At 32.1% G+C, this 25,584-nt stretch carries 19 protein-coding genes and 1 pseudogene; 3 read left to right on the top strand and 17 right to left on the bottom strand.

Going from position 1 to position 25,584, the window contains the following annotated elements:
* Nucleotides 1-23 precede the first annotated feature (23 nt).
* The 9 genes from LIX58_RS10080 to LIX58_RS10040 all read right to left on the bottom strand — a co-directional run bounded on the left by LIX58_RS10080 (nt 24) and on the right by LIX58_RS10040 (nt 9,406).
* Nucleotides 24-1,277 (bottom strand): aminoacyltransferase, encoded by a 1,254-nt coding sequence (locus LIX58_RS10080; protein WP_126566831.1) that lies wholly within the window; start codon nt 1,275-1,277, stop codon nt 24-26.
* 323 nt (nt 1,278-1,600) lie between these two features.
* A complete protein-coding gene (trpA, locus tag LIX58_RS10075) occupies nt 1,601-2,329 on the bottom strand; it encodes a tryptophan synthase subunit alpha (RefSeq protein ID WP_154836778.1) in 729 nt (242 codons plus the stop codon).
* Nucleotides 2,322-3,533, bottom strand: coding sequence for a tryptophan synthase subunit beta (trpB, locus tag LIX58_RS10070; protein WP_154836776.1), 1,212 nt, complete (start codon nt 3,531-3,533; stop codon nt 2,322-2,324). Before trpB ends, trpA begins: the two co-directional genes overlap by 8 nt.
* On the bottom strand, nt 3,526-4,161 hold the full coding sequence (locus LIX58_RS10065; RefSeq protein ID WP_154836774.1) for a phosphoribosylanthranilate isomerase: 636 nt from the start codon (nt 4,159-4,161) through the stop codon (nt 3,526-3,528). Before LIX58_RS10065 ends, trpB begins: the two co-directional genes overlap by 8 nt.
* Nucleotides 4,158-4,943, bottom strand: coding sequence for an indole-3-glycerol phosphate synthase TrpC (gene trpC / locus LIX58_RS10060; RefSeq protein WP_226386308.1), 786 nt, complete (start codon nt 4,941-4,943; stop codon nt 4,158-4,160). The genes LIX58_RS10065 and trpC overlap by 4 nt, the downstream gene beginning before the upstream one ends.
* A gap of 4 nt (nt 4,944-4,947) precedes the next feature.
* Complete coding sequence (trpD, locus tag LIX58_RS10055) at nt 4,948-5,943, bottom strand: anthranilate phosphoribosyltransferase (protein ID WP_126566826.1); 996 nt, start codon at nt 5,941-5,943, stop codon at nt 4,948-4,950.
* Nucleotides 5,918-6,517, bottom strand: a complete 600-nt coding sequence (locus tag LIX58_RS10050) for an anthranilate synthase component II (protein ID WP_154836770.1) — start codon at nt 6,515-6,517, stop codon at nt 5,918-5,920. Before LIX58_RS10050 ends, trpD begins: the two co-directional genes overlap by 26 nt.
* Nucleotides 6,514-7,923: an anthranilate synthase component I gene (locus LIX58_RS10045; RefSeq protein ID WP_154836768.1), complete on the bottom strand. Its 1,410-nt coding sequence runs from the start codon at nt 7,921-7,923 to the stop codon at nt 6,514-6,516. The genes LIX58_RS10050 and LIX58_RS10045 overlap by 4 nt, the downstream gene beginning before the upstream one ends.
* Before the next feature lie 445 nt (nt 7,924-8,368).
* Nucleotides 8,369-9,406, bottom strand: a complete 1,038-nt coding sequence (locus tag LIX58_RS10040) for a M42 family metallopeptidase (RefSeq protein WP_126566823.1) — start codon at nt 9,404-9,406, stop codon at nt 8,369-8,371.
* A gap of 147 nt (nt 9,407-9,553) precedes the next feature.
* Between LIX58_RS10040 and LIX58_RS10035 the strand changes: the two are divergent.
* A pseudogene (locus LIX58_RS10035) lies at nt 9,554-10,644 on the top strand (prephenate dehydrogenase).
* A 181-nt stretch (nt 10,645-10,825) separates the two neighbouring features.
* Here LIX58_RS10035 and LIX58_RS10030 read toward each other — a convergent pair.
* The gene (locus LIX58_RS10030; RefSeq protein WP_154836766.1) at nt 10,826-12,088 is read right to left on the bottom strand and encodes a Y-family DNA polymerase; all 1,263 of its coding nucleotides are present in this window, start codon (nt 12,086-12,088) and stop codon (nt 10,826-10,828) included.
* A 149-nt stretch (nt 12,089-12,237) separates the two neighbouring features.
* Here LIX58_RS10030 and LIX58_RS10025 point away from each other — a divergent pair, with 149 nt between their 5' ends.
* The gene (locus tag LIX58_RS10025) at nt 12,238-12,426 is read left to right on the top strand and encodes a 2-hydroxymuconate tautomerase (protein WP_103298140.1); all 189 of its coding nucleotides are present in this window, start codon (nt 12,238-12,240) and stop codon (nt 12,424-12,426) included.
* A gap of 88 nt (nt 12,427-12,514) precedes the next feature.
* Here LIX58_RS10025 and LIX58_RS10020 read toward each other — a convergent pair whose 3' ends face one another.
* Nucleotides 12,515-13,492, bottom strand: a complete 978-nt coding sequence (locus tag LIX58_RS10020) for an LCP family protein (protein WP_154836764.1) — start codon at nt 13,490-13,492, stop codon at nt 12,515-12,517.
* Between the two features lie 143 nt (nt 13,493-13,635).
* On the opposite strand from LIX58_RS10020, the gene msrA reads away from it, so the two are divergent.
* Nucleotides 13,636-14,145, top strand: coding sequence for a peptide-methionine (S)-S-oxide reductase MsrA (gene msrA / locus LIX58_RS10015; protein ID WP_126566819.1), 510 nt, complete (start codon nt 13,636-13,638; stop codon nt 14,143-14,145).
* 74 nt (nt 14,146-14,219) lie between these two features.
* Here msrA and mprF read toward each other — a convergent pair whose 3' ends face one another.
* The 6 genes from mprF to parE form a co-directional block, all read right to left on the bottom strand.
* Complete coding sequence (mprF, locus tag LIX58_RS10010) at nt 14,220-16,742, bottom strand: bifunctional lysylphosphatidylglycerol flippase/synthetase MprF (RefSeq protein WP_154836762.1); 2,523 nt, start codon at nt 16,740-16,742, stop codon at nt 14,220-14,222.
* Nucleotides 16,743-16,944: 202 nt separating this feature from the next.
* The gene (locus LIX58_RS10005; protein WP_126566817.1) at nt 16,945-18,174 is read right to left on the bottom strand and encodes an AI-2E family transporter; all 1,230 of its coding nucleotides are present in this window, start codon (nt 18,172-18,174) and stop codon (nt 16,945-16,947) included.
* A gap of 118 nt (nt 18,175-18,292) precedes the next feature.
* On the bottom strand, nt 18,293-19,141 hold the full coding sequence (gene glcT, locus LIX58_RS10000; protein WP_126566816.1) for a glucose PTS transporter transcription antiterminator GlcT: 849 nt from the start codon (nt 19,139-19,141) through the stop codon (nt 18,293-18,295).
* A 170-nt stretch (nt 19,142-19,311) separates the two neighbouring features.
* Entirely contained in the window at nt 19,312-20,772 is a 1,461-nt protein-coding gene (locus tag LIX58_RS09995; protein ID WP_126566815.1) for an alanine/glycine:cation symporter family protein, read from the bottom strand.
* A gap of 215 nt (nt 20,773-20,987) precedes the next feature.
* The gene (parC, locus tag LIX58_RS09990) at nt 20,988-23,390 is read right to left on the bottom strand and encodes a DNA topoisomerase IV subunit A (RefSeq protein ID WP_126566814.1); all 2,403 of its coding nucleotides are present in this window, start codon (nt 23,388-23,390) and stop codon (nt 20,988-20,990) included.
* Nucleotides 23,387-25,387 (bottom strand): DNA topoisomerase IV subunit B, encoded by a 2,001-nt coding sequence (parE, locus tag LIX58_RS09985; protein WP_154836760.1) that lies wholly within the window; start codon nt 25,385-25,387, stop codon nt 23,387-23,389. The genes parC and parE overlap by 4 nt, the downstream gene beginning before the upstream one ends.
* Nucleotides 25,388-25,584: the final 197 nt, after the last annotated feature.

Here is a 25,584-nt window from a genome sequence, read left to right as displayed (position 1 = left end):
GTCTATTCCCCTCTTAATCAAATCTATTTTTTAATCTTTTTAAGCGTTCTATAAACTGAGTACATTGGTTTATTTATAGGTTTAACGAAATCTCCCACATATTCAATTACATCAGCGTTAAATCCTTTTTTGAATTTTACTACACCAGCGTCTTCTGCATCTTCAGTAAAGTGTCCACTAATACCGTAGAAATTATATCTATCGATGCCATGTTCTAAAGCATAGTTAATCATTGTCCATTGAACAGCATAACTTCCAGCAAAGTGTCTATATTTATTAGAAGTACCACCTGCATAATAAACTACTTCAAATGGGTTGATGAAGAAGAAACCAGCAGAGATTGGTAACTCATTACCATGTTCACTTTGCAATTTAGTAGCTTCATCAATTTTTTGTTGATTAGCATCTAATTGTTGTTCAAGATTTGCTTTTTTATTATGAGCCTTTTTGTTTTCAGGACGTTTTTCAATATCTTTTAACGCTTTATTTAAATCTTTAGTTAATGTTTCACGTTCATTTTGAAGCTCTTCTAAGTATTCATCAAATTTAATGTACGCTAATGGTACTAACACTCTATCTTTAAAATGTTTATATCTATGATAATAGAACGTATCTTCTCTATCAGCGAAATCTTTCGTTTCACTTGTGTCTTCCATAAATGATCTGAAAATTGGTAATTCATCTTCAGTTAAGAATCTAACTTTTACACCATTTTTTTGTACTTTTTTAGTATTTCTTTTACGTAGACTATCCATTCCATTTAATACATCTTTAGCTGATTTATTTTTTAAATCTAAAACTGAATGGAAGCGGATTTGTAGGATAGGGTCAAATCCTGTTGTAAAGCCTTCATGAGCATAGCCTAAATGTTTCATTTTATCAAAGAACCAGTCATTACCAGCATTACCAGTAATCTCACCATCATGATTACGATACTGATAAGGTAAATATGGATCTATGCGCACATATAGACAATTATGTTGTTTAAGATATTTTTCTAATTCATGAAAGAAAAAGTGAACAAGTTCTTTATTCTCGAAATCAATAACTGGACCGCGGTTACTGTAAAAGTATTTAAAGAATTTCATTACTGGCACAGCAGTTAAAAGACATGCAGCAATGACTTCATTATTGTTATTTTTAATTCCAACCAAATGAGTTTCAGTTTTTTCCGCAACTTTTAATTCATAGTTTTCAGTCATTTGCGTAAAGTGGCTGTATGGCATTTTATCTGTGAATTCGCCAAACTCTTTAGCCGTTAAATTTGTAAACTTCATTATTTATAACTCCTAATTTAAGATATCTTTATCTAGATTAATGTTCACTATTTCAGTTAAATAATTTTCTTCTAAGCATTACTTTGAAATTATTTTTCTCTAATCTCAATAAGTATACAATAGATATTTATAAAACTGAAATAGAAACTATTAATACAGACAAATGCTTCAATTTATTTTATATTGATGTAGACAAATAATAAGAGCTGAAAGACTAAGTTTTCAGCTCATTAAATAATTATGTTAATTTTATTTTAAAGTATTTGCACACGCTTTGCCAACCATTCTAATTGTATTATTATACTGAAATTAACAGTTGCTATTTATTTATTTAATGCCCCTCTTATTGACACTAAATAGTTCTCCATTTTGATTGGATCATAGCTTTCAAATCTCTTAACAATTTCACTTCCAATTACCACACCATCTGCCACTTCTATGATGTTAGTAACGTGTTCAGGGGTTCTAATACCAAACCCTGCAACCACGGGTATATCAGTAAGTTCTTTTATTCTATTTATTTTTTCTTTCAATTCAGGATGAAAAGTTCCATCTTTACCAGTGGTAGCATTCATTGTCACAGTATAAATGAATCCCTCGGCATGTCTTGCAATCGTTTTAATACGTTCATCTGAAGCGGTCATTGCTATAAGTGAAATGATTTTCACCGAGTAGTTACTTATTCTTCTTTTCAATGCTTCGGCCAATTCAAAAGGTAAATCTGGAATTATAACGCCATATACTTCTGCTTTTTCACATTCTTTGAAAAAGGATTTTTCTCCATATGACACAATAATATTGTAATATGTCATAAGTACATATTTACACTTTATCTCATTTTGATGCGAAACTAATTCATTAAATATAAAATCAATGGTCACGCCCTCTTTAATTGCTTTGTTCCCTGCATTCATAATCACAGGCCCGTCAGCCACAGGATCTGAAAATGGCACACCAATTTCGATGATATCAGCCCCATTTTTATCTAATACCGCAATATTTTTTATGAAATTTTTATTACCCATAATGTATGGTATAAATAATTTAGTCATTTATACCACCTCTTTCATTAGTATATTGTCGAATAGTTTCCATATCCTTGTCACCACGTCCAGAAATTGTAACTACAATAATTTCATCTTTCTTCATTGTAGGTGCTAATTTTTCTACATAACTTAGTGCATGAGCACTTTCAATCGCTGGGATAATTCCCTCTATTTTACTGAAGCGGATGAGCGCTTCCATAGCTTCTCGGTCATTTGCACACTCGTATTTTACTCTTCCTATATCGTGATAGTAGGAATGTTCTGGTCCTATTCCAGGATAATCCAGCCCAGCAGATATAGAATGTGCTAATTCTATTTGTCCATTATCATCTTGAATTAAATACATTTTTGAGCCATGAAGTACGCCTGGTCGCCCTTTTCCAATAGCAAGTGCATGCTTATCAGTATTAACACCTTTACCGGCTGCTTCAATACCATATAATTTAACGTCATCTTGAATAAATGGATAAAAAGTTCCTATTGCGTTTGATCCCCCGCCTACACATGCTACTATTGCGTCTGGTAAACGGCCTTCTTTATCTAATATTTGTGACTTTATCTCTTTACCAATGACACTTTGGAAGTCTCGAACCATCGTTGGAAATGGATCCGGACCAAGTGCTGAGCCTAATAAATAATGTGTATCGTCGACATGACTTACCCAATATTGCAGTGCTTTATTTACTGCGTCAGACAATGTGCCTTGTCCGTCATCCACTGCTTCAACTTTAGCGCCCAATAATTCCATACGAAAGACATTCAATTGTTGTCTTTTAATGTCTTCTCTTCCCATGAAGACAATCAGTTCCATATCAAATAGTGCTGCAACCGTTGCACTAGCTACGCCATGTTGACCAGCACCCGTTTCAGCAACCAATTTATTTTTTCCCATGCGTTTCGCTAATAAAGCTTGGCCAATGGCATTATTGATTTTATGCGCGCCTGTGTGATTTAGGTCTTCACGTTTAAGATAAATCTTGGCGCCTCCTAATGTTTCTGTGTATGATTTAGCATAAGTTAAGGGTGTCTCTCTACCAACATATTCTTTTAAATAATATGCGATTTCTTTTTGAAAATGAGGATCTTGTTTCGCTTTCGTATATTCTTTTTTTAATTCAATGATGGCTGGCATTAATGTTTCTGGAACATATTGTCCTCCATATTCACCAAAGAATCCTAATTCATCAGCTTCGGTTTGGATGTTATTCATAGTTTAAATCTCCTTTCACAAGATGTACGATTTTATTCATTTTAGTTAAGTCTTTGTCATGATTACTTTCAATGCCACTAGAAATATCATAACCAGCATGTTTTAAATTTGATTGTTCAAGTTGATGCACACTTTCCATATCTAATCCTCCAGCGATTAAATAAGGTGTCGACGTTTGAATATTATTGAGTAATTCCCAATTAAACTTTTGTCCTGTGCCTCCATAATGTTCTGAAGGTGTATCTATAATTAGATAGTCAGTATAGTTTTCATATACTTTTATTAATTTAGCGATAGTTTTTGTAGCAGGAAGCGCTTTAATTATCTTAATATTCTTATAATTTTCTCTAACCTTTTTGATTAATTCGATTGACTCATTACCATGAAACTGAATACAATCAAGCGGTGTATTTATGATTAAGTTTTGAACTTCTTTAAAAGTTGGGTTTACCACTACGACGACTTTTTCAATTTTTCTAGGAACCACGGTCATAAAGTTATTTAATTGCTGGATATCAACGTGACGCTTACTTTTAGGAAAATGTATAAATCCAATCATATCAATATTTAATGATTTTACTTTTGCTACATCTTTAACTGTTTTAAATCCACAAAATTTGAGTATCATTTTTGATTTACCTTTCTCATTTTCAAAGATGGTAAAAAATGAGTTAAATCATGACAATTCATTAGCGCTCCACCTATTAATAAACCATCTATTCCACTCTTAATAATTTTTTCAACATCATCTTTTGTATTAATGCCACTTTCTGAAATATAATAATATCCTTGCTTTTTGTTATACAATATTTGATTTGTATGGGTTACATCTGTAATGAACGTTTTTAAATCTCTATTATTTACACCTATTATTTTAGGGTTTAATTGGTAGGCTCTTTCTAATTCACTTTTGTCATGTACTTCAACTAAAACTTCTAATTCTAAATTACTTGCATAAGTATATAAATCATGCAATTGTTCATCGGTTAGAATATTGACGATTAATAAAATTATGCTTGCGCCAGCTTTTTTAGCTACATCTATTTGAAGCGGATGTATAATAAAATCTTTGCATAATACAGGTAGGTTAGTATGTAAAGTAAGTTCCTGTAAGCGTTCAAAACTCCCCCCAAAGTACTGTTCATCTGTTAAAATAGAAATCGCATTGGCACCGTAGTGTTCATAATCTTTTACTTGTTGAACTAAATTACGTTCATGGAATGAAGATACAGAGGAGCTTTTTGATTTAATTTCTGCAATAATATTTAATCTAAAGCTACTTTTCAAACTTTCAACTAATTTCTGTTTATGTGCCACTTTTATATTTTTAAGAGTATTTAATTTTTCCTCATAATATCCTTTATTTAGCAATTGTTTTTTATACGCTACAATTTCATCTAAAATAGTCATTTCATTACGCTCCCATCAATAAATACTGTTTCATAGCTTGACCACTATCGATAAGATGTTGAGCTAACTTAACTCCTGCCTTAATTGTTTCAACCTTTTCAGTAACATAAAGTGCAAGTGCTGCATTTAGAACGACTATGTCACGTTTAACAGTGTGATCTTGATTGTTTAAAATGTTCAAGGTGATTTGTTTATTAATCTGAGGTGTTCCACCTTTTAGTTCGTTATTATCTGCATTTCTCAAACCTAAGTCTTTAGCGTTTAAATGATAATGACGAATAGAACCATCTTCATTTAATTCATAAATTTCATTGTCACCGGACAATGTAGCTTCGTCCATACCATTTGCGCCATGTACCACTATTGCTTTACGACGCCCTAAATCTTTTAAGGTGTTTACAATCATTTTTGATTTAGATGGATCATAAACGCCCATAACTTGATAAGTTAGCTTAAATGGATTAATTAGAGGGCCAACTAAATTAAAAATTGTAGGTGTCTTTATAGCTTTTCTAACTGGTTGAATGTACTTCATAATTGGATAAGATTCCATAGCACTTATAAACGCTAGTCCTTTTTGTGCCACTTGCTCTGCTACATCAGTTACAGCTGTCGTAGAAATACCTAATTCATGTAGTAAATCTGTACTACCAGAATTCGAGGTTATACTTTTGTTACCATGTTTTATTACTGGTACGCCAGCACTTGCAACAATAAATGAAGCGGTTGTAGAAATATTGAAACTATTAGATTTGTCGCCTCCAGTTCCACATACGCATATACTTCCATCATAAGTCGGTTGTGTAGGATACATTGTGTGAATTAGACTTTCTACAATATATGTTAGCTCTTGTTGATGAATCTCTTTTCTTGAAAATGCTTCAAGCAATTCAATCTTATCTTCAAATTTAATATCTTGATTAATTAAGGTATTAATAAATTCTGTCGATTGTTCTTGTGTCAAAATAGTTTGATTATAAATGTGCTCTAGTAGTTTCATCTGAGTTGTTCCTTTCGTGCACAAGATGTATAAAATGAGTAATAATTTGTTCTCCATAGTCAGTAGCGAAAGACTCTGGATGATATTGAATACCAAAATGTAAATGGTGTTTATCTTCAAATGATTGGATGCTATCTTCGGTCTTACCTGTAATAATTAAGTTTGAAGGGAATGAATTTTCATCACTTATCAATGAGTGGTAACGCATAACTTTAAATTCAGTCGGTAAATCTTGATATAGAAGCGTTTGACTACATACTTTCATCATGTCTACTTTGCCGTGCATTACTTTTACACCTTGAACAACCTTACCGCCATAATAGCAAGTGAGTGCTTGAGCGCCTAAACATACACCTAAGATTGGTAAATGTTTATATGTATCAATAGCATTGATTAAACAGTCATTATCGAGTGGATGACCAGGCCCTGGAGAAATAATTACACCGTTAATTTCGTCACTATAATTCAACACATCTTTGTCGTCTGAATATTTGACTATCACTTCATCTAGCTGTTTTACGATATCTACTAAGTTGTAAGTAAAAGAATCATAATTATCGATAATTAGTATCATGGGGAGACCTCCAATAAACTCTTCGCTTTCAAACGTGTTTCTTCTAATTCTTTCTCAGGAATAGAGTCATACACTACACCACAACCAGCCTCTACTTGAACTGTAGTATCATCAATAAACATTGTACGAATGGCTAAAGCAAAATCTAAGTTTTGATTACAATTAATGTAGCCAATACCGCCACTATATATACCGCGTTTATGAGGATAGATTTCATAAATTCGTTGTATTGCTCTTAGTTTTGGCGCACCTGAAACTGTTCCAGTAGGTAAAAGATTGGCAATAACAGTCATAGGCGACAGTTCCTTTTTTATTTGACCTTTAACTTCACTCACGATATGCATTACATGTTCATATTTTTCAATTTCCTTTAATTTTGTAATTTTTGAAGTCCCTGTATTACTTACTCTATGAATATCATTTCGTCCTAAATCTACTAGCATGCTATGTTCACTTATTTCTTTTTCATCTGCTAACAAGTGACTCGCATTATATTCATCTTCTTCTTTTGTTTTACCTCTTTTTATCGTGCCCGCAATTGGATTAGTAATGACTTCATTATTATGAACTTTGACAAAACTTTCTGGAGAACTTCCAACGATGATTGTCCCACCCATATTGATAAAATACATATATGGACTAGGATTGCGTCGTTTTAAATTTTGATAGAGTTGATAACTTAATTGGTATTTATTTTCTCCAAAATGATGATGATATTGATAAATTCTTGATGGAACAACTTGAAACATGTCCCCTTCTTTAATTAGCTGTTTTAAGTATTTAACATTATTTATAAAATCACTATCAGTTATATTAGTTGTTACATTTGTTCTATTTGGTGGAGCTATCATATTTTGTTCATATACTTTAATAGATGACAGCTTTTCAATACGTTCTTTTACTCTCGTTTTTAACTGATCTTTGCTTACTTCTGAAAATTGATTAGTAGCAATGACATACAAATCATCTCTGTAGTGATCAAATACATAGACATCTTCAATCATATATAGTTGTACATCATCATGTTCTTTCTTAGCTTCGACATTGAGTCGTTGCAATATAGGAAATTCATGTCTGACTAAATCAAAACTACACGTACCAATAAACCCTGAAACAAATGGCAATTGTTTGAGTAAATTATCATTAATCTGAATATCAAACTGGTTAATATAGTCTTTTAAAAAATTATAAGGTCGCGTTGTGACTATTTGACTTTGACGTTTAGTTTTAATTTCTAACTTTTCATCTGTCAAAGTTACTGTCCCATAATAATCAAATGCAACAATCGAATACCTACCTTTTAATTCCTGTTGACTTGTACTTTCTAATATAATCTTTTGTTCTTTGAGTTGACCTAGAACTTCTGGAGTGATGTTAGCTCTTATCACTTCATAATATATTTCCATATGCTCACCCTTTTCTTAATAAAATGAGTTATTTAATGACTTAAGTATTAATAAAATTTTCCACCTTTTTTATTTTGAAAATTCAGACTATTTAATTTGTACTTTTTTTGAAATTAAATGCTTCCTTAACGCTGCTTCTTTAGATTATTCGTTAATTAGTTGTGATTAGACGATATTAAATTGTAAATCAAAAAGACACCACGGTTAGCTATCCTCAATTATAAGGACGCGTTACCGTGGTGCCACCTTAATTAACATTTTCATGTTCACTCAATGATTATTCAATTATACATTTTAAGCCCAATTCAAAAATATGTCGTGCTAATTCCCATCTACCATTAGCTTTCTTATGCTACAAATCATATTATCTACTTTACTTAAAATTATTTGACAATTCTTATAATTCAGTATAATACATATAATTATTTTAATTGTCAATGACATTTTACAATTTTATTGGTGATAAACAATATGCATAAAGTAAGTCTTGAGTAGCTTTAATTGAATCAATGTGAGTTCTTTCTAGTGCATGAGATGATTCGATTCCTGCTCCAAATAAACCATGACGAATATCAGCTCCAGCTCTAAGCGCTGCAGATGCGTCAGATCCATAATAAGGATAAATGTCTACTTTATATGGAATTTGATTAATCTTACATAAATTAATTAAATGAGATTTTAATTCTTTATGATACGGACCAGAACTGTCTTTGGCACAAATAGAAACTGTATATTCATCTGAAGATTGGCCATCTCCCAATGCTCCCATATCAAATGCGATAAATTCTATAATCTTTTCTGAAATAGAAGCATTTGCGCCATATCCTATTTCTTCATTATTTGATATATAGAATTGGATAGTATGAGGTAAAGTTATGTCGTCTTGTTTTAACTTTTCCAGTAATTCTAAGATCATTGCTACGCTGGCCTTATCATCTAAATGACGTGATTTAATGAATCCTGAAGGTGTAATTTGAGTTCTAGGGTCGAAACTAATGAAGTCCCCTACTTCAATTCCTAAATCTCTTGTTTCTTCAGCTGAAGATGTTTTTTCATCTATACGAACTTCCATATGTTCAATATTACGTTCGATTTCATGATTATCTTTGTAGACATGTACACTTGTTTCGTGTAGGCAAATTGTTCCAGTGTATACTTGGCCAGCTTCTGTTTGAATTTCACAATACTCACCTTCAATAGCATTATAAGTAAAGCCACCAATTAAACTAAGCGCTAATCGTCCATCGTCTTTGATTTCTTTAACCATAGCTCCAAGTGTGTCTACATGTGCAGTGATACATCTTTGATGCTCATCATCTTTTCCTTTAACAGTAATGATTAATGCACCTTTATTAGTTAATTTAGTAGGATAACCTAAACTTTCAACTTTGTCTTTTACATAATTCACAGCTTCAGCTGCATTACCAGAAGGACTATTAATTTCTGTTAATTCTTTAATCGTTTGTAAAACCTTTTCGCTCACTCTTATTTCCTCCTTTTATCTTATTAACATTTATTTTATCGTACTTACTCATCTATCTCTATTAATCTATCTATATAACTATTGTTTAATTATGTAGGCTATTTTACAATAAATATATTCTGAAAATTTTGAAATAAGGTGATTCAATTGAACAATATTTTATTCGTAGGTCTAGGTCTAATTGGCGGTAGTTTAGCAAGTAACTTAAAGTTTTATCGTCCAGATATTCAAATTTCTGCATTTGATGCTGATTTAACTCAACTCGATAAGGCACAATCCATAGGTATCATTGATGAAAAAATTGAAGACTATGTTTAGGTATCGAAAAAGCTGACATCATTATCTATGCTACCCCTGTTCAACAGACTGAAGTATATTTAAAAGAATTACCTAACTATCGCACACGCCCTAATTTAATTGTTACAGATACTGGTAGTACGAAAGTAAACATTCAACAATATGAATCATACCTTTTAGAACATAATATTCATCTTGTTGGCGGTCATCCAATGGCTGGTAGTCATAAATCAGGTGTGCTCAATTCTAAGAAATATTTATTTGAAAATGCTTATTATGTTCTAGTTTATAATGATAGTCGAAACGCTTTAGCTGCTAACAAATTACAAGAATTGCTAGCTTCAACATCTGCTAAATTCATTACTACTACCGCACAAGAACATGACTATGTTACAGGTATTGTAAGCCATGTTCCTCATATAGTCGCTTCTAGTTTAGTACATTTAAGTGAAAATAATTCAAACAAGCATGCACTAGTAAAGCAATTAGCAGCCGGTGGTTTCAGAGATATCACCCGTATTGCCAGCAGTAACGCTGATATGTGGAGGGATATTACCTTAAGTAACAAAGAAAACATTTTAGATATTTTAGAAATGTTACAATTGCAGTTCCAAGCTATCGCAGCTTCAATTAAAAATGATGAAAGTGATACTATACACTCTTTTTTTGAAGATGCAAAAAATTATAGAGATCAACTCCCTGTTAAACAACGTGGAGCACTAAATGTAGCGTATGATCTATATGTAGATATTCCAGATGAACCGGGTATGATTAACAAAATTACTAATATACTAAGTTTACATAATATTTCTATAAGTAACTTAAAAATTTTAGAAGTCCGTGAAGACATTTTAGGCGCTCTACGCATTAGTTTTAAAACACCTCAAGACCGTGAATTAGGAGTTAGAGCACTAAACTCTTTTGAAACTTATATATTATAAAAACATCCTCTTAACTGATAATAAATATGAGACTGGGACAAAAGCTTTAGGAGTATAATTTCTGAACGAAATTCTCTATACTGGGCTCTTGCTACCGAAAATTCTGCTTTAGGATTTCCCAGAATACAAACGCTTAATGTCTTAATCTCTATTTTTTCTCTATCGTTAAGAGGATGCTTTTCTACATTTTATGTCCTGCCATTAGACCTAAACGTCCATGTTTAGTTCCTGCATCAGTATATGAAATCGCTTTTGATACGATGCCCTTTCCATACTTATTTTGTAAATAGTCTATTGTCTTAGCTAATTTTTCATCTCTTCGCCGTTCGTATTCATCAATAAACAAATTTAACTGTCTATCTTCTTCACTAATCAACTGGGTTAATGAAATGCTCAATGTTCGATATAATGCACTTTTGTCACATAGTTGATTCGCATAATAGTTCACTACCTTAAAAATATCTTTTTCTAAATTAGTGGGATCTGTTAGAGTGTATTGCTTATGTACGCCGCCACCTTCTGTATAACCAAACGAAAAATGTATTGTACGTGCTAATTGCTTACGTGCTCTAATACGACTTGATACATCTTCGATTAATTCTTGCATCACAACTTTTGTTTCTTCAAAACGATAATCTCTCATTAAAATTTGGCTTTTACATATTGAAGGATTAGTAACTTGGTATTTTTCTCGTACTTTACTTTGGTCAATGCCATTAGCATGTAAATGCATGTCTGTTCCTAAAATACCAAATTCTTTCTTTAAATATCTGTAAGGATACTGCGCTAAATCTCCTATAGTAATAATTCCTTTTTTATTAAGTTTCATTTCTGTTTTTTTATTAATTCCCCAAAAGTCTCTTAAAGGTTGAATATGCCATAGTTTCTGCGGAACATCTTGATAGCGCCACTCAGTAATACCAGTTTTTGTGTGTTTGGCTTCTATATCCATAGCCACTTTGCTTAACAACATATTGGAACCTATTCCAATAGTGCAATATATACCCGTTTTATCTAAAATTTCCTTCTGCAATCTTTCTGCAAATGAAGCTACTGTAGAATTAAATCTATGATAACTATTAGTTACATCCATAAAAAATTCATCAATACTATACTGATGTAAATCCTCACCTGGAATATATTTAAGTGCAATTTTTGAAATTTCAATAGATACTTCCAAGTACTTTCTCATACTTGGATTAATGATATAAATATCATTGCGATGTGGTATTTCGAATAATCTTGAACCTGTTTTTATCCCTATTTCTTTTAGTTTCGGTGTAGCTGCTAACACTACAGACCCCTGTCGTTTAGTATCAGCAACTACTGCTAATTTTGTAGTTAACGGATCCAACCCTTTTTCCATACACGATACACTTGCAAAAAAACTCTTTTGGTCAATACATAAAACATCCCTATCTTCAAGTAAGTTATAGTCATACATCTTAATAACCTCCCTATACAATAATCATTATATGCGAACATTTATTCTATATCAATATAAATACGAACGAATGTTCTTAAAAATATTTTTTGCGGTCAAAACGAAAAATGCTATACTAATCATGTATTAAGTTATAAGGAGGAAGATTTATGCCAATCGTAAATGTTAAATTACTTGAAGGACGTTCAGATGAACAATTAAAAGACTTAGTAACTGAAGTAACTAATGCAGTTGAAAAAACTACAGGTGCTAATAGAGAAGCAATCCATGTAGTGATTGAAGAAATGAAGAAAAATCACTACGGAGTAGCTGGCGTAAGAAAATCTGACGAAAAATAAGTTATTATACTTTGAGTTTACATAATAAAATTATTGTTTTAACAGAATCACAAAAAAGCCATGCTTAACAGCATGGCTTTTAAACTATTTATTCATTAAAAAATTCTTTGATTGCTTGTTTATTCTTTTCTTTATCAATATCAAGTGCACTTCCATCATTATTGGTATTTATATCTTGATATGAGTTTTTAACAGGAACAGTTAATGACTGTACATCTTTATCTCCTCTAATACCAAAATTGACGCCGGTTTGGAAAATAGCAGAGTTAGGTATATTTGTATTAACATATCCTCTTAGTATACCTGCAACTTTAGGCAACTTAACAATCGAATCTGGATTTACTAATTGTTGTTTTAATGTTTGCATCACTTGTTGTTGGCGTCTAACTCGACCAAAGTCCCCTTCTTCATCATGTCTAAATCTAGCATAACCAAGTAATTCCTTACCATTCAAACGATGACGCCCTTTTTTCAATGATACGCCAATGTTTTCAGACATATCTTTTTCCACGTTAATCGGCACGCCATTGGGCTCTAATTCATCAATCATTTTTTCAAAACCTGTAAAATCAACTACAGCGTAATATTCAGGATTAACGCCTAAATTTTTATTCAATGTTTGACGTAATAATTCAGGTCCACCAAGTGAATAAGCTGCATTAATTTTATAATTCTGATATCCAGGTATTTCTGCATAAATATCACGCATAACGGACATCATTTTCATTTTTTTATGAATATAATCATATTGTACAACCATGATAGAATCCGAGCGAGATTTACCACCGTTTGCTTGGTCTGCACCAAGTACAAGTACTGATATTTTTCCATCATTTTTTACTGGCCCATTAAATTGATGTACCTTCACATCTTTAGCATGCTCTTTTGCATAATTTAACCCGCTTCGATAACTATGTATCACATAAATAGCGACCGCCAACATTATTGCTAATAGAATCAGTACTATAAAAGGTAATTTACGAAGTTTTTTCTTCTTACGTCGTTTAGAAGGTGTTTGATTGTGTGATTGTCTGCTTAATTGTGTCTTATCCTTCTCGTCTGTCATATTTACCTACCTTGTGTTTAAAATCTTCAAAATTATATATCTATGTACTATAATTTATATATACTAAAGTTAAAGAACTTATCTTAAAAAATCAAGTGCTTTTTAGATAAATGGGACTAAGGTCTAATGAAAGGATGGCGTAAATGAATATTAATACAGCATATTTTGCTGGTGGGTGTTTCTGGTGCATGACTAAACCTTTCGATCAATTCGATGGTATAGAAACAGTTACCTCTGGATATATGGGAGGAACAACAGAGAACCCTACCTATGAAGAAGTGAAAAGCGGTACAACCGGCCATTATGAAACCGTAAAAGTTGAATATGATGTAGCGCTATTCTCATATAATAAATTATTAGAAATTTTCTTTTCAGTGATTGATCCATTAGATGCTGAAGGACAATTCCAAGATAGAGGTTCACAATATAAAACCGCTATTTTCTATACAAATGATGATCAAAAGAAACTGGCTGAAGAATACATTCAACAGTTACAAGATACATTACATGCTGAGAAAGCAATTGCTACAAAAATATTACCCGCTTCAACTTTTTACAAAGCTGAAGAGTATCATCAAGATTTTTATAAAAAGAACCCAGAACGTTATGCACAAGAACAACAAGACCGTGCAAATTATAAACCCAATTTATAATCTAAAAAAGACATCCATACTAAGTGTGTAATCATTGACACTTCAGTAGGATGTCTTCTTTCATGTTAACTTATCTATTTATGTCTAATGACTCTCATGACTTTCATCATGCTATATACTAACGAACTATCTCTACGATAAACTAAAAATCTTGGTTCCCAATTAGGGCTATACTTTTCCTTATATTTACGCAAACCTTGGAAGCGATATAAACCATTAAAGTGTTCAAACACACGCCCTGCAACACGCTCTCTAGGATATGAATAATCTAATTGTCCTACATTAGATAAAGTCGCCATTCCCATATTAAATGCTTTATAGCCTTTTTCTTTTCCCCATAACAGCATATGCAAGTATAAGCCATCCATCAATGGTAAATCTAAATCTGGTAACCATCTAATTAAGTCTACTGAAATTGCTTCATTATAATGTGTTGGCATTAAACTACAGAACGCAATAATCTTGCCTTCTTCGTTCTTCATAATACCAATAGGTGCTTCTTTTAAATAGTCTTCTGTAAATTGACCTACAGAGAAATGCATTTCATTACGACCATCTAACCATTGGTCACTTACCTCTTTAAGTTCATTAAATAATTCTTTTGAAAATGGAGGTTCAACAATTTCGAATTGAATATTTAAATCACTAAATTTATTTAACGTGGCACGGAAGCCTCGACGTTTTTTACCTGAGGTAGTAAATTGGGTTAAGTCAATAATAGCTTCTTCTCCAAGTTTGAAAAATTGATTTCCAAAATTATGATAAAGTGGCATGAATCTATCAGAAACTTGATAGAAAATAATGTCATAGCCTAACTTTTCAGCATAATTATAAAACGTAATTAATAAAGATTGGAATGAAGCCGTATCTCCAATAGGATCGCCTAAGACGACTAATGCATTAGATTTATAACGATACATTAAGAAAGCTTGTTCATTCTCATGCATAAATATATCTTTATCTCCACTATAGATTAAATGACTAAGATAATTCCCACCATAAGTTTCAATAATGGATTGACATTGAGATAAATCTTCAACTTTGTGCGGTCTAGTAAAACGAATTTCTAATAACCATTCGATAAGACCTACAATAATGATGACGACTAAAATGGTTAACCAGAAATAATATTTTAATAGTGACGTATCCATCTCAATATGATAAATATCTAAAGCATATAAAGTTTCTGAAATAATTAAATGATTAATGTATAAAACGATAATACTGAATAGTAACGTTAAAAATACATTCTTTAATCTAAACGGACGTTTTAATACTCTAGCACGTCGATACGCCAAGATAAGCAAGATAAAGATAAGTACTAACCATGCTAGTAAAATAAATGAAGCGTACGTATACATTGTTGCAACAAAGATTAAAACTAACGCAATCATGACGAAGATAATCGCTCTTCTACTTTGTTTAAAAATCCCCTTCACATTAATCAATAATAACAAACAAGCACTTGTATGAATCGATAACACAATATAATAAATAAAGTGATCTGCATCATAAAGGCCATCATATACAATCGTAATATTGTTAATAAAGAAGATAATACTTGTTAGTAATACGAGAATTGATAATGCAAATGAGGGAATCTTCGACACGATATCTTTTTGATAAGAAAATAAAAACGATGTGACATCTTTAGCTGGTGCATAATATTTAGATTCTTCAAAGTATTTACGCGCAGAAGAACCAAATTCAAAGGTAGATAGAATCAGTGCGATAATTACTGGAACAAAATAATACGCAAAACGATATAGTAATAATGCTAATAACACTTTCTCTTCTGGTACACCTAGAGATTTCAAGCCAAGTAAGACAACTAAATCGAATGCCCCAAAGCCTCCAGGGATAAAACTTACTAATCCAGCTAAAGCGGCAATGATAAAAATACCGATAACTGTCGTAAATGCTACATGGCTATTAACGATCACAGTAGATAGATATAGTACTACCGCTGCAGCTATCCATTCCATACTTGACACTAATGTACAATAAACGCCTAAAAACTTGTTGCGTTGATCAATAGGCTTGATGATTGTGTAAGCAATAAATATAGGTAAGAATAAAGCAACAACATAGAGTATCCATCTTACCCAACCAATTTTGTTAAGAATGTGGGAAGCATTAAAGATATGTAATACCACCAATATAGAGAGTAAACTTAATCCTGTTAACATGGATACAAGAATGATTGAAATCGCATGAACGAGTTTCTTTCTATCAGAGGTATAGTTTTTATATACAAACGCTCTAAATCCAGCTCCGATAAAACCACCAAAGCCTACAATTGCATTGAAAGCATTAATGATATAACTCAATCTAAAGACTCTCGACAATGCGATATCGAGTTTAAGCGCTTTAACAAGTATTAAGTCATAGAGACTTAGTAATATCATCGAAGCGCCACCACAAATAAATAATCCAATTAAATGCCAGCGATTGATTTTACCAAATGATTCTAACGTTTCTTTAAAATTAATATTAGCTAACTCGTGATATAACGTAACCACTACGGCAATAAATAACACGGCTGCAAATACAAATTTTAATATTGATAAAATTCTATTTTTAAATTCTTCAGTCATTATTTCACTTCTATCCTTTATCTTAAGTTAATTAAAAATATATCATACCTTTTTTAGAATGAACATATACTGACACTTTAATTAAGCTAACAGAATTGTAATGTAAAACTATCTTGTGAAGAATAAATCCTTACGCTTTCGTTTCAACAAAATAAAAAAGTCACAACAAATGAAATTCACTTGTTATGACTTAAAAATTAAATTATTCCGCTTCAGTAAAATTTTTATGTTCTTCTTGTTTAATTTCGTATTGACCAGCATCATCACCATAATACTTATTATAACGACGTTTAAATAATAAAAAGAGATGTGACACTAACACTTTCAAAATAGCATAACCAGGAATACCTAGTATAACCCCTACCACACCAAGTAAATTTCCGGCACTTAATAAGATAAAGATAATTGTAAGTGGATGAATCTTCAACGTTTTACCCATAATATTAGGAGAAATGAAGTGGCCTTCAAAGAATTGAACGAGTGTCCATACGATAATTAATTTCAATAGCATAAATGGAGAAGTAATTAACGCAATAACAATAGCCGGTGAAATCGCAATCGTTGGTCCTAGATAAGGCACAACACTTGTTACTGCTGCGATTGAAGCCAATACTAAACCGTAATCTAATCCAATAATGCTATAACCTATAAATAATAAAATCCCAATACAGAATGATACAATAATTTGTCCTTGAATATATGAACCAACTTGAACGCTCATTTTTTCAATTAAATCATGGTAATCTTTTCTGAATTTTGGAGGCATTATCTTTGTACTATAGTCCTTAAATCTATGGCCGTCTTTTAACATAAAGAATAATACGAATGGTGTCGTTACAATAACAACACCCACATTTACGATTGTTTCAGCAAACGACATAATTTTAGTACTAAATCCATCGAAATAGTTTGAAACAAGTGTAGGTACTTTATTTGAGAACGAGTCTAGCCCATCTTGTATTTGACTATAAAATGAAGACAGGAATGAAAAATGAGTCACTTTATCAATCAACTCATTAAACTTTTCAACATATTTCGGGAAGTTTTTGACTAATCGCGTTATTTGATCACCGATAAGCGGGATTAGTAAATTAACGATAAGAGTAGCGCCGCCTGCAATGACTAAAAAGACAATAATAATGCCAAGTAATCTTGGAATATTATACCGTTCCATCAAATTAATAATAGGGTTGATTAAATAAAATAAAATAAGTGACACAATGATAGGTGCTACAATTGTATTAAATACAATGATAAAGGGATGGAAAACATAAGAAACTTTATCAAAAATAAATATTACAATACCAAGTAACACTAGTGAAACTAAGGCAAATAATAAATCTTTACCACCTAAAAATTTCATAAAACGCGTTTCAGAAAAGGTTAGTTTTTTCGACTTCTTTTCTTCAACTTGTTGTTGTTCAGTTGTCATGTTTTTCACCATACCTTAACTAACAAATATAAACTTTTGAATTATTTAAGTGATGCTTAATTGTAAACATCAACTAATTATCATCATATCATGAAATAACTCCATTTGTATTTATGTTTTAAGTAGTAATTTGAGTTTCAAAATGATAAATATGTAATGTTAAATACACTATTTCAGACTCATCTACGGGAACATTAATATGTTTTTGAATCATTTTTGAAATTTTAAATGCCGTATTATAACAATTAGCATAATGTTGTTTAACCATGTTAATAAAGACCTCTTGCGCTTGAAGATGTTCTTGTTTATTTAATCGACGTATAAGGAATTGAACATGTCTAATAAATCGTTGATATTGCACGGTTTGATTATTAATTTCATGGCCTAAATCATTCTCAATAATTAAAATACTTTTACTAATTAATTTATTAATGAGTGACATTTCATGGATGGATAAATCTTCAGTATTAGAAGCAATATGAAGGGCTATAAAGCCTATTTCATCACGAGGAAATTCAACATCTAACTGTTTATTCAATCGCTCTATTACTTGGCTTGCGATCGTGTAAGCCTCGCTATATAAATGCATCGTTTCCATTGCGAAAGGATTATTTATCACTTGATTTTGTTTAAGTCTTTTATATGCAAAAATAATATGATCAGTTAACGCTACGACTAGATTTTTATCATCAGTAGTATTGATTTTACTTGTAATAAAATTAACCGCTTCGATAATAGCATGTATGACAGCTTCATCAGCTAATTCTATTAAAGATTTATAATATTCTTGTTGTTGTTTTTGCTCTAATTTATAAACTTTTTCAATTGAAGCATTATCATCTAGTGTCATGCCAGGTTTTTTATTAAATCCGATACCTTTACCTATTAGAATGACCTCTTGTTGATTATTATTAGTGCATATGATGACGTTATTATTTAAAGTCTTGGAAATGTAATACTCGCTCATCATAATCACCTTTCTTTTTTTATGATTAAAATTATATAGCTAAACACTACAATTGAAAAGATATCTCTCCAAACCAAAAATCCCCCTTTCAAAGAAATTCTTTCATAGAAAGAGCTTACTCTGAAAGGGGTATATCATTATGATGAAACTAATATTATAAAAATGATAACTTAGTGGTTTTTAGGAATCTTATTTTCTCGCCCCCAAGTTTCAATACCAAATAAGTTAATTTCTAAATTCTCAGGTTTAAATACAGGTTTCTGACCTGCTTTACGTTGACGTTGGTAATCTTTAATCACTGCGATAGCTATATTTGACAATCCTATAATTGAAATTAAGTTTACGATAGCCATTAATCCCATGAATAAGTCGGCAGTGCTCCATACTGTTTCAGTTTTTACAACTGCACCAACAAATACTAAAACAACAACTAAACATCTAAAGATAAATAATATTACCTTGTTATTAGATAAGAATTCAATATTAGATTGACCGTAATAATAGTTACCTACTACAGAAGAGAACGCAAATAACGTAATAGCTATAGTTAAGAAAATACCACCTGCTGAACCTAAATGTTCATTTAATGCAGATTGTGTTACTTCTACACCTTGAGGTGCATTTTCGCCAAATTTTAAACCAGAATATAATAAAATCATAATTGCAGTTGCTGTACATACTAACATTGTGTCAAAGAATACACCTAGTGATTGAATTAAACCTTGTTTCACAGGGTGAGGCACTGCTGCAGTCGCTGCTGCATTAGGTGCAGAACCCATACCAGCTTCGTTAGAGAATAAGCCACGTTTAATACCTTGTAAAATAGCAGCACCAACTGCGCCACCAGTAACTTGTTCTAAACCAAAAGCACTTTTAATAATTGTACCAATCATTGGAATAATTTGATCAATGTTTAAAAGTAAAATGATTAAAACCATACCAATATAAATAATAGCCATAATTGGCACAATTAATGATGATAACGTTGCGATACTACGTACACCACCAAAGATGATGATTGCAGTAATAACAGCTAAAATAATACCTGTAATAACAGGGCTTACATTATACTGTGTTTTTAATGATTCAGCGATAGTGTTTGATTGCACTGTATTAAATACAAATGCAAACGTTATTGTAATTAAAATAGCAAATAGAATACCTAACCATTTTTGGTTTAAACCTTTAGTTATGTAATATGCTGGACCTCCGCGGAAGCCACCTTCTTTATCATGTACTTTATAAATTTGCGCTAAAGTCGCTTCTATAAAGGCACTCGCTGCACCAATAAAAGCAATAACCCACATCCAAAATACTGCACCAGGGCCACCTAACACAATTGCAGTAGCTACACCGGCAATATTACCAGTACCTACACGTGAACCTGCGCTAATCGCAAATGCTTGGAATGGAGAAATACCCTTTTCCCCACTATTTAATGTTTCAGGCTTCTCTGTTAACGCTCTAAACATTTCAGGTAACATACGTAACTGAATAAATTTAGAACTAATAGTGAAGAATACACCTACTGTTAATAATAGTCCAATAAGATATTGAGACCATATTAAATCATTTCCTACCTGAACAATTGATTTGAACCATCCAGGAATTAAACTATCGAAATCGCTCAATGAAATCCTCCTAATCTATTCTTTAATAAAATCTTAAATACACTACAAGAGATTTATATTAAATTGAATAAAATCATTAAGCACCAGTCATCACTCACATGCTTTTAAAATTTTACCCAAAAACAATATAAATCTCTTGTTAATTACAAAATGTTAAAATAACAAAATTTAGTTTATCATTTTATCAATAGCTTGAAAATATAAATTTTCAAATTTTATTCGCTAAGTGTTAGATCTATCACGTTACCAAACTCATTTGTATCTACAATAAATGATCCATTAGTATATTGTTCAGATTCGTGAATATCAGAAATCTGACCTGTTTCAGAATGCATTGCTGAAACTAAAGTATATGTTACTTCATTGTTAACTACATGACCCGCTACAAGGCGATGTGGATTTTTCTTTAATTCTTTAAGTAATGTGATACCTCTTTGCGCACGTTTAGCTTCTTGTAAAACTGTAAATTTAATACGTTTCACTGCGCCTCTTTGAGTCGCCATAATAATAGTATTATCTGGGCCAACTGCTTCAGTCATCACGACATAATCTTCGTCTTTTAAGTTAATAGATTTAACACCTGCTGCTCTCAACCCAGTATCTGATAATTCAGATGTTGAATAGGTTAATGACATACCCTTGTGTGTTAATACAGTGATGAGTTGATCTTCACTTAATCGAATAACATTGATGATTTCATCATTATCTTTGACTTTCATCGCAACTAATGGCTTATTATAACGCGTCGTCTTAAATAATGGTACGCCGCTTCGTTTAATCATGCCGTTACGTGTTGCCATAACGTAATACGCGTCATCTTTGAAATCATTCTCATTATATACATCTACAACAGTTTCATTATCTTCTAATGGCACAATTTGAGATACATGCTGTCCTAACTCTTTCCAACGTATATCTGCTAATTTATGAACCGGAATAAATAAATATCTACCTTTATTTGTAAATACTAAGGCCGTATCTTGTGTATTAACAGTTTGATACTTAAGCAGACTGTCGCCATCTTTTAAACCTACTTCAGTGACGCCACTCGCATTAAAACTACGCGTAGATGTACGTTTAATGTATCCTTGGCGTGTCACACTTAAGATGACTTCTTCACTAGGTACCATTACTTCTTTATCAATTTTAATTTCTGCGATTTCCGCTTCAATTGTTGATAAACGATCTGACTTAAATCGTTTTCTAATATCTGTTAATTCGTTTTTGATAACATCCAATAATGCATCATGATTATCTAAAATATGATGATATTCTTTAATAACTTCTTTTAATTCGTTAAATTCATTTTCAAGTGAAACAATATCTGTATTTGTTAAACGGTATAATTGCAACATAACAATCGCTTCCGCTTGTGCTTCAGTGAAATCAAATTTAGCCACTAAATTATCTTTAGCATCTTTTTTGTTTTTAGAACTACGGATTAGCTCAATCACATCGTCTAGAATAGATAATGCTTTCATTAAACCTTCAACGATATGCATACGCTTTTCTGCATGTTCGAGGTCAAATTTCGTACGATTCGTTACAACATCAATTTGGTGTCCAAGATAACTATCAATAATCTGACGAATTCCCATTAACTGAGGACGACCATTACTAATTGCCACCATATTAAAGTTATAAGCGATTTGTAAATCTGAATTCTTGAAAAGGTAGTTCTTAATGGACTCAGCATTGACATCTTTTTTCAATTCAATGGCAATTCTTAAACCAGTACGGTCTGTCTCATCTCGTACTTCTACAATACCATCGACCTTTTTATCCGCACGTAACTCATCGATACGTTTAACAAGTGAACTTTTATTAACTTCATAAGGAATTTCTGTAACGATTAATTGTTGACGACCATTACGCAATGATTCTATGTCTACTTTTGAACGTACAATGACTTTACCTTTACCAGTTTCATAAGCTTTCTTAATACCATCAATACCTTGCACAATACCACCAGTTGGAAAGTCCGGGCCTTTAATGTATTTCATAAGCTGACTTACAGAAATATCAGGATTATCGATATATTTTAACGTAGCTTGAATTACTTCCCCCAAATTATGAGGAGGAATATCAGTCGCATAACCTGAAGAAATCCCTGTTGAACCATTAACTAATAAATTTGGAAAACGTGCAGGCAATACCATAGGCTCTAACGTTGTATCATCATAGTTAGATACAAACGCTACAGTTTCTTTATTGATATCACGCACTAATTCCTCAGATAACTGACTTAATTTCGCCTCAGTATAACGCATCGCTGCAGGTGGGTCATTATCGATACTACCATTATTACCATGCATCTCTACTAAGACATGACGTAATTTCCAGTCTTGACTTAAACGTACCATTGCATCATAAACTGAAGAGTCACCATGAGGATGATATTGACCAATAACATCCCCCACAGTTTTAGCACTTTTACGGAAGTTCTTATCATAAGTATTTCCACTACTATACATTGCAAATAAAATTCTGCGTTGCACAGGTTTTAAACCATCACGAACATCTGGCAGCGCACGTTCTTGAATAATATATTTACTATATCTTCCAAAACGGTCGCCTATCACGTCTTCAAGTGATAAATCTTGAATTATCTCACTCAATTTCCTTCCTCCTCAGTATATTCTTCAGTTTCTAAGACTTGGACTTCAGTATTATCTAATATGCTTTGATCTTCTTGCATACCAAATTCTACATGGCTTTCAATCCATTCACGACGTGGTGCAACTTTATCTCCCATTAACGTCGTTACACGTTTAGATGAACGCATTTCATCTTCAATTTGCACACGAATCAACGTTCTAGTTTCAGGATTCATAGTTGTTTCCCATAATTGTTCAGGATTCATCTCACCTAAACCTTTATAACGTTGTAACATGAAACCTTTACCAAGTTTCTTCTGAAGCTTTTCAAGTTCATCATCTGTCCAAGCATATTCCACTTTCTTAGACTTACCTTTACCTTTTTCCAATTTATATAATGGTGGTAAAGCAATAAATACTCTACCCGCTTGTACTAGCGGTTTCATATATTTAAAGAAGAATGTTAGTAATAATACTTGGATATGCGCACCATCTGTATCGGCATCGGTCATTATAATGACTCTATTATAGTTACTATCTTCTAATTTAAAGTCGTTACCAACACCAGCGCCAATGGTATGAATAATCGTATTAATTTCTTCATTTTTGAAAACGTCTTCAAGACGGGCTTTCTCAGTATTAATCACTTTACCTCTTAATGGCAAGATAGCTTGGAATTTACGATCTCTACCAAGTTTAGCAGAACCACCGGCAGAGTCACCCTCAACTAGGTATAATTCATTCTTATCTGTATTTTTACTTTGGGCAGGTGTTAACTTACCTGATAGTAATGTATCTTTACGCTTATTCTTTTTACCAGAGCGTGCATCTTCACGTGCTTTACGTGCCGCTTCTCTAGCTTGTTGTGCTTTAATCGCTTTTTTAACAAGTGATTTAGATAATTGACCTTTTTCCTCCAAATAAAACGGAAGTTTCTCTGAAACCACTGAATCGACGGCACTACGCGCTTCAGATGTACCTAATTTAGATTTAGTTTGTCCTTCAAACTGTAATAATTCTTCAGGAATGCGCACTGAAATAACTGCAGTTAAACCTTCACGAATATCATTACCATCTAAGTTTTTATCTTTCTCTTTTAGTTCATTAATGCGTCTTGCATAATCATTGAACACACGAGTCATTGCAGTTTTAAATCCTACTTCATGTGTTCCACCATCTTTAGTACGTACGTTGTTTACAAAACTTAAAATACTTTCAGAGTATTGATCGTTATATTGAAATGCTACATCGACTTCAATACCATTAGCAGCGCCAGTAAATGTCGTTACATCATGTAAAGTCTCTTTGCCTTCGTTAATATAACTTACAAATTCTTTAATTCCTTCTTCATAATGGTATATTTCTTCTTTTTCTTTACCGCTACGTAAATCAGTTAACGTAATTTTAAGATTTTTTAATAAGAAAGCGGATTCTTGTAAACGTTCACTCAAAGTATCGAAATTGAACGTTGTCGTAGCTTTAAAAATTTCTGGATCAGGCTTAAATGTAACTTTAGTTCCTGTTCTCTTTGTTTTACCAGCTTTAACTAAACCTGAGGCTGGTAAACCACCATCTTTAAAGCTTTGTTTGTAAATATTTCCGTCCCTATGTATTTCAACCTCTAACCATTCACTTAAAGCATTTACTACTGAAGCACCTACACCATGTAAACCGCCTGATGTTTTATAGCCACCTTGACCAAATTTACCGCCTGCATGTAAGACCGTAAATATTACTTCTACAGTAGGCTTACCTGATGAATGCATACCAGTAGGCATACCACGTCCATTATCTTGAATTGAAATACTATTATCTTGATTGATTGTTACATCAATTTCATTCCCATAACCATTTAATACTTCGTCGACGGAGTTATCGACAATTTCATATACTAAATGATGTAATCCTCGCTTATCAGTAGATCCTATATACATACCTGGACGTTTTCTAACCGCTTCCAATCCCTCTAACACTTGGATAGAATCATCTGAGTAGTGATTTGTTTTTTTCGTCGTCAATCTGTTCGCCTCCTACAAACGTACGTTCGTTTTAAAAACTATACAATAGATATTTTTATATAAATTAAGTTAAATTGCAAGTATGAGTTATACACTATAAAGATTAATACAGATGTAATAAACATTTTTTAGTTTTCAGTCGTTGTTAACTCGTAGATTATGGTAAAATAAATCTAAGTTATTAAAGGATGTGTAAA

Origin of the sequence: Staphylococcus sp. Marseille-Q1834 (assembly GCF_916858875.1) — a bacterium.
In the GTDB taxonomy this organism is placed as follows: Bacteria; Bacillota; Bacilli; order Staphylococcales; family Staphylococcaceae; genus Staphylococcus; species Staphylococcus pragensis.
This window is presented reverse-complemented; position numbering and strand designations above follow the sequence as displayed.

What these genes read in the sequence shown, in the direction of transcription:
- LIX58_RS10080 (WP_126566831.1), bottom strand. Translation starts at nt 1,277, where the DNA reads ATGAAGTTTACAAATTTAACGGCTAAAGAGTTTGGCGAATTCACAGAT.
- trpA (WP_154836778.1), bottom strand. Translation starts at nt 2,329, where the DNA reads ATGACTAAATTATTTATACCATACATTATGGGTAATAAAAATTTCATA.
- trpB (WP_154836776.1), bottom strand. Translation starts at nt 3,533, where the DNA reads ATGAATAACATCCAAACCGAAGCTGATGAATTAGGATTCTTTGGTGAA.
- LIX58_RS10065 (WP_154836774.1), bottom strand. Translation starts at nt 4,161, where the DNA reads ATGATACTCAAATTTTGTGGATTTAAAACAGTTAAAGATGTAGCAAAA.
- trpC (WP_226386308.1), bottom strand. Translation starts at nt 4,943, where the DNA reads ATGACTATTTTAGATGAAATTGTAGCGTATAAAAAACAATTGCTAAAT.
- trpD (WP_126566826.1), bottom strand. Translation starts at nt 5,943, where the DNA reads ATGAAACTACTAGAGCACATTTATAATCAAACTATTTTGACACAAGAA.
- LIX58_RS10050 (WP_154836770.1), bottom strand. Translation starts at nt 6,517, where the DNA reads ATGATACTAATTATCGATAATTATGATTCTTTTACTTACAACTTAGTA.
- LIX58_RS10045 (WP_154836768.1), bottom strand. Translation starts at nt 7,923, where the DNA reads ATGGAAATATATTATGAAGTGATAAGAGCTAACATCACTCCAGAAGTT.
- LIX58_RS10030 (WP_154836766.1), bottom strand. Translation starts at nt 12,088, where the DNA reads ATGTATGACTATAACTTACTTGAAGATAGGGATGTTTTATGTATTGAC.
- LIX58_RS10025 (WP_103298140.1), top strand. Translation starts at nt 12,238, where the DNA reads ATGCCAATCGTAAATGTTAAATTACTTGAAGGACGTTCAGATGAACAA.
- LIX58_RS10020 (WP_154836764.1), bottom strand. Translation starts at nt 13,492, where the DNA reads ATGACAGACGAGAAGGATAAGACACAATTAAGCAGACAATCACACAAT.
- msrA (WP_126566819.1), top strand. Translation starts at nt 13,636, where the DNA reads ATGAATATTAATACAGCATATTTTGCTGGTGGGTGTTTCTGGTGCATG.
- mprF (WP_154836762.1), bottom strand. Translation starts at nt 16,742, where the DNA reads ATGACTGAAGAATTTAAAAATAGAATTTTATCAATATTAAAATTTGTA.
- LIX58_RS10005 (WP_126566817.1), bottom strand. Translation starts at nt 18,174, where the DNA reads ATGACAACTGAACAACAACAAGTTGAAGAAAAGAAGTCGAAAAAACTA.
- glcT (WP_126566816.1), bottom strand. Translation starts at nt 19,141, where the DNA reads ATGAGCGAGTATTACATTTCCAAGACTTTAAATAATAACGTCATCATA.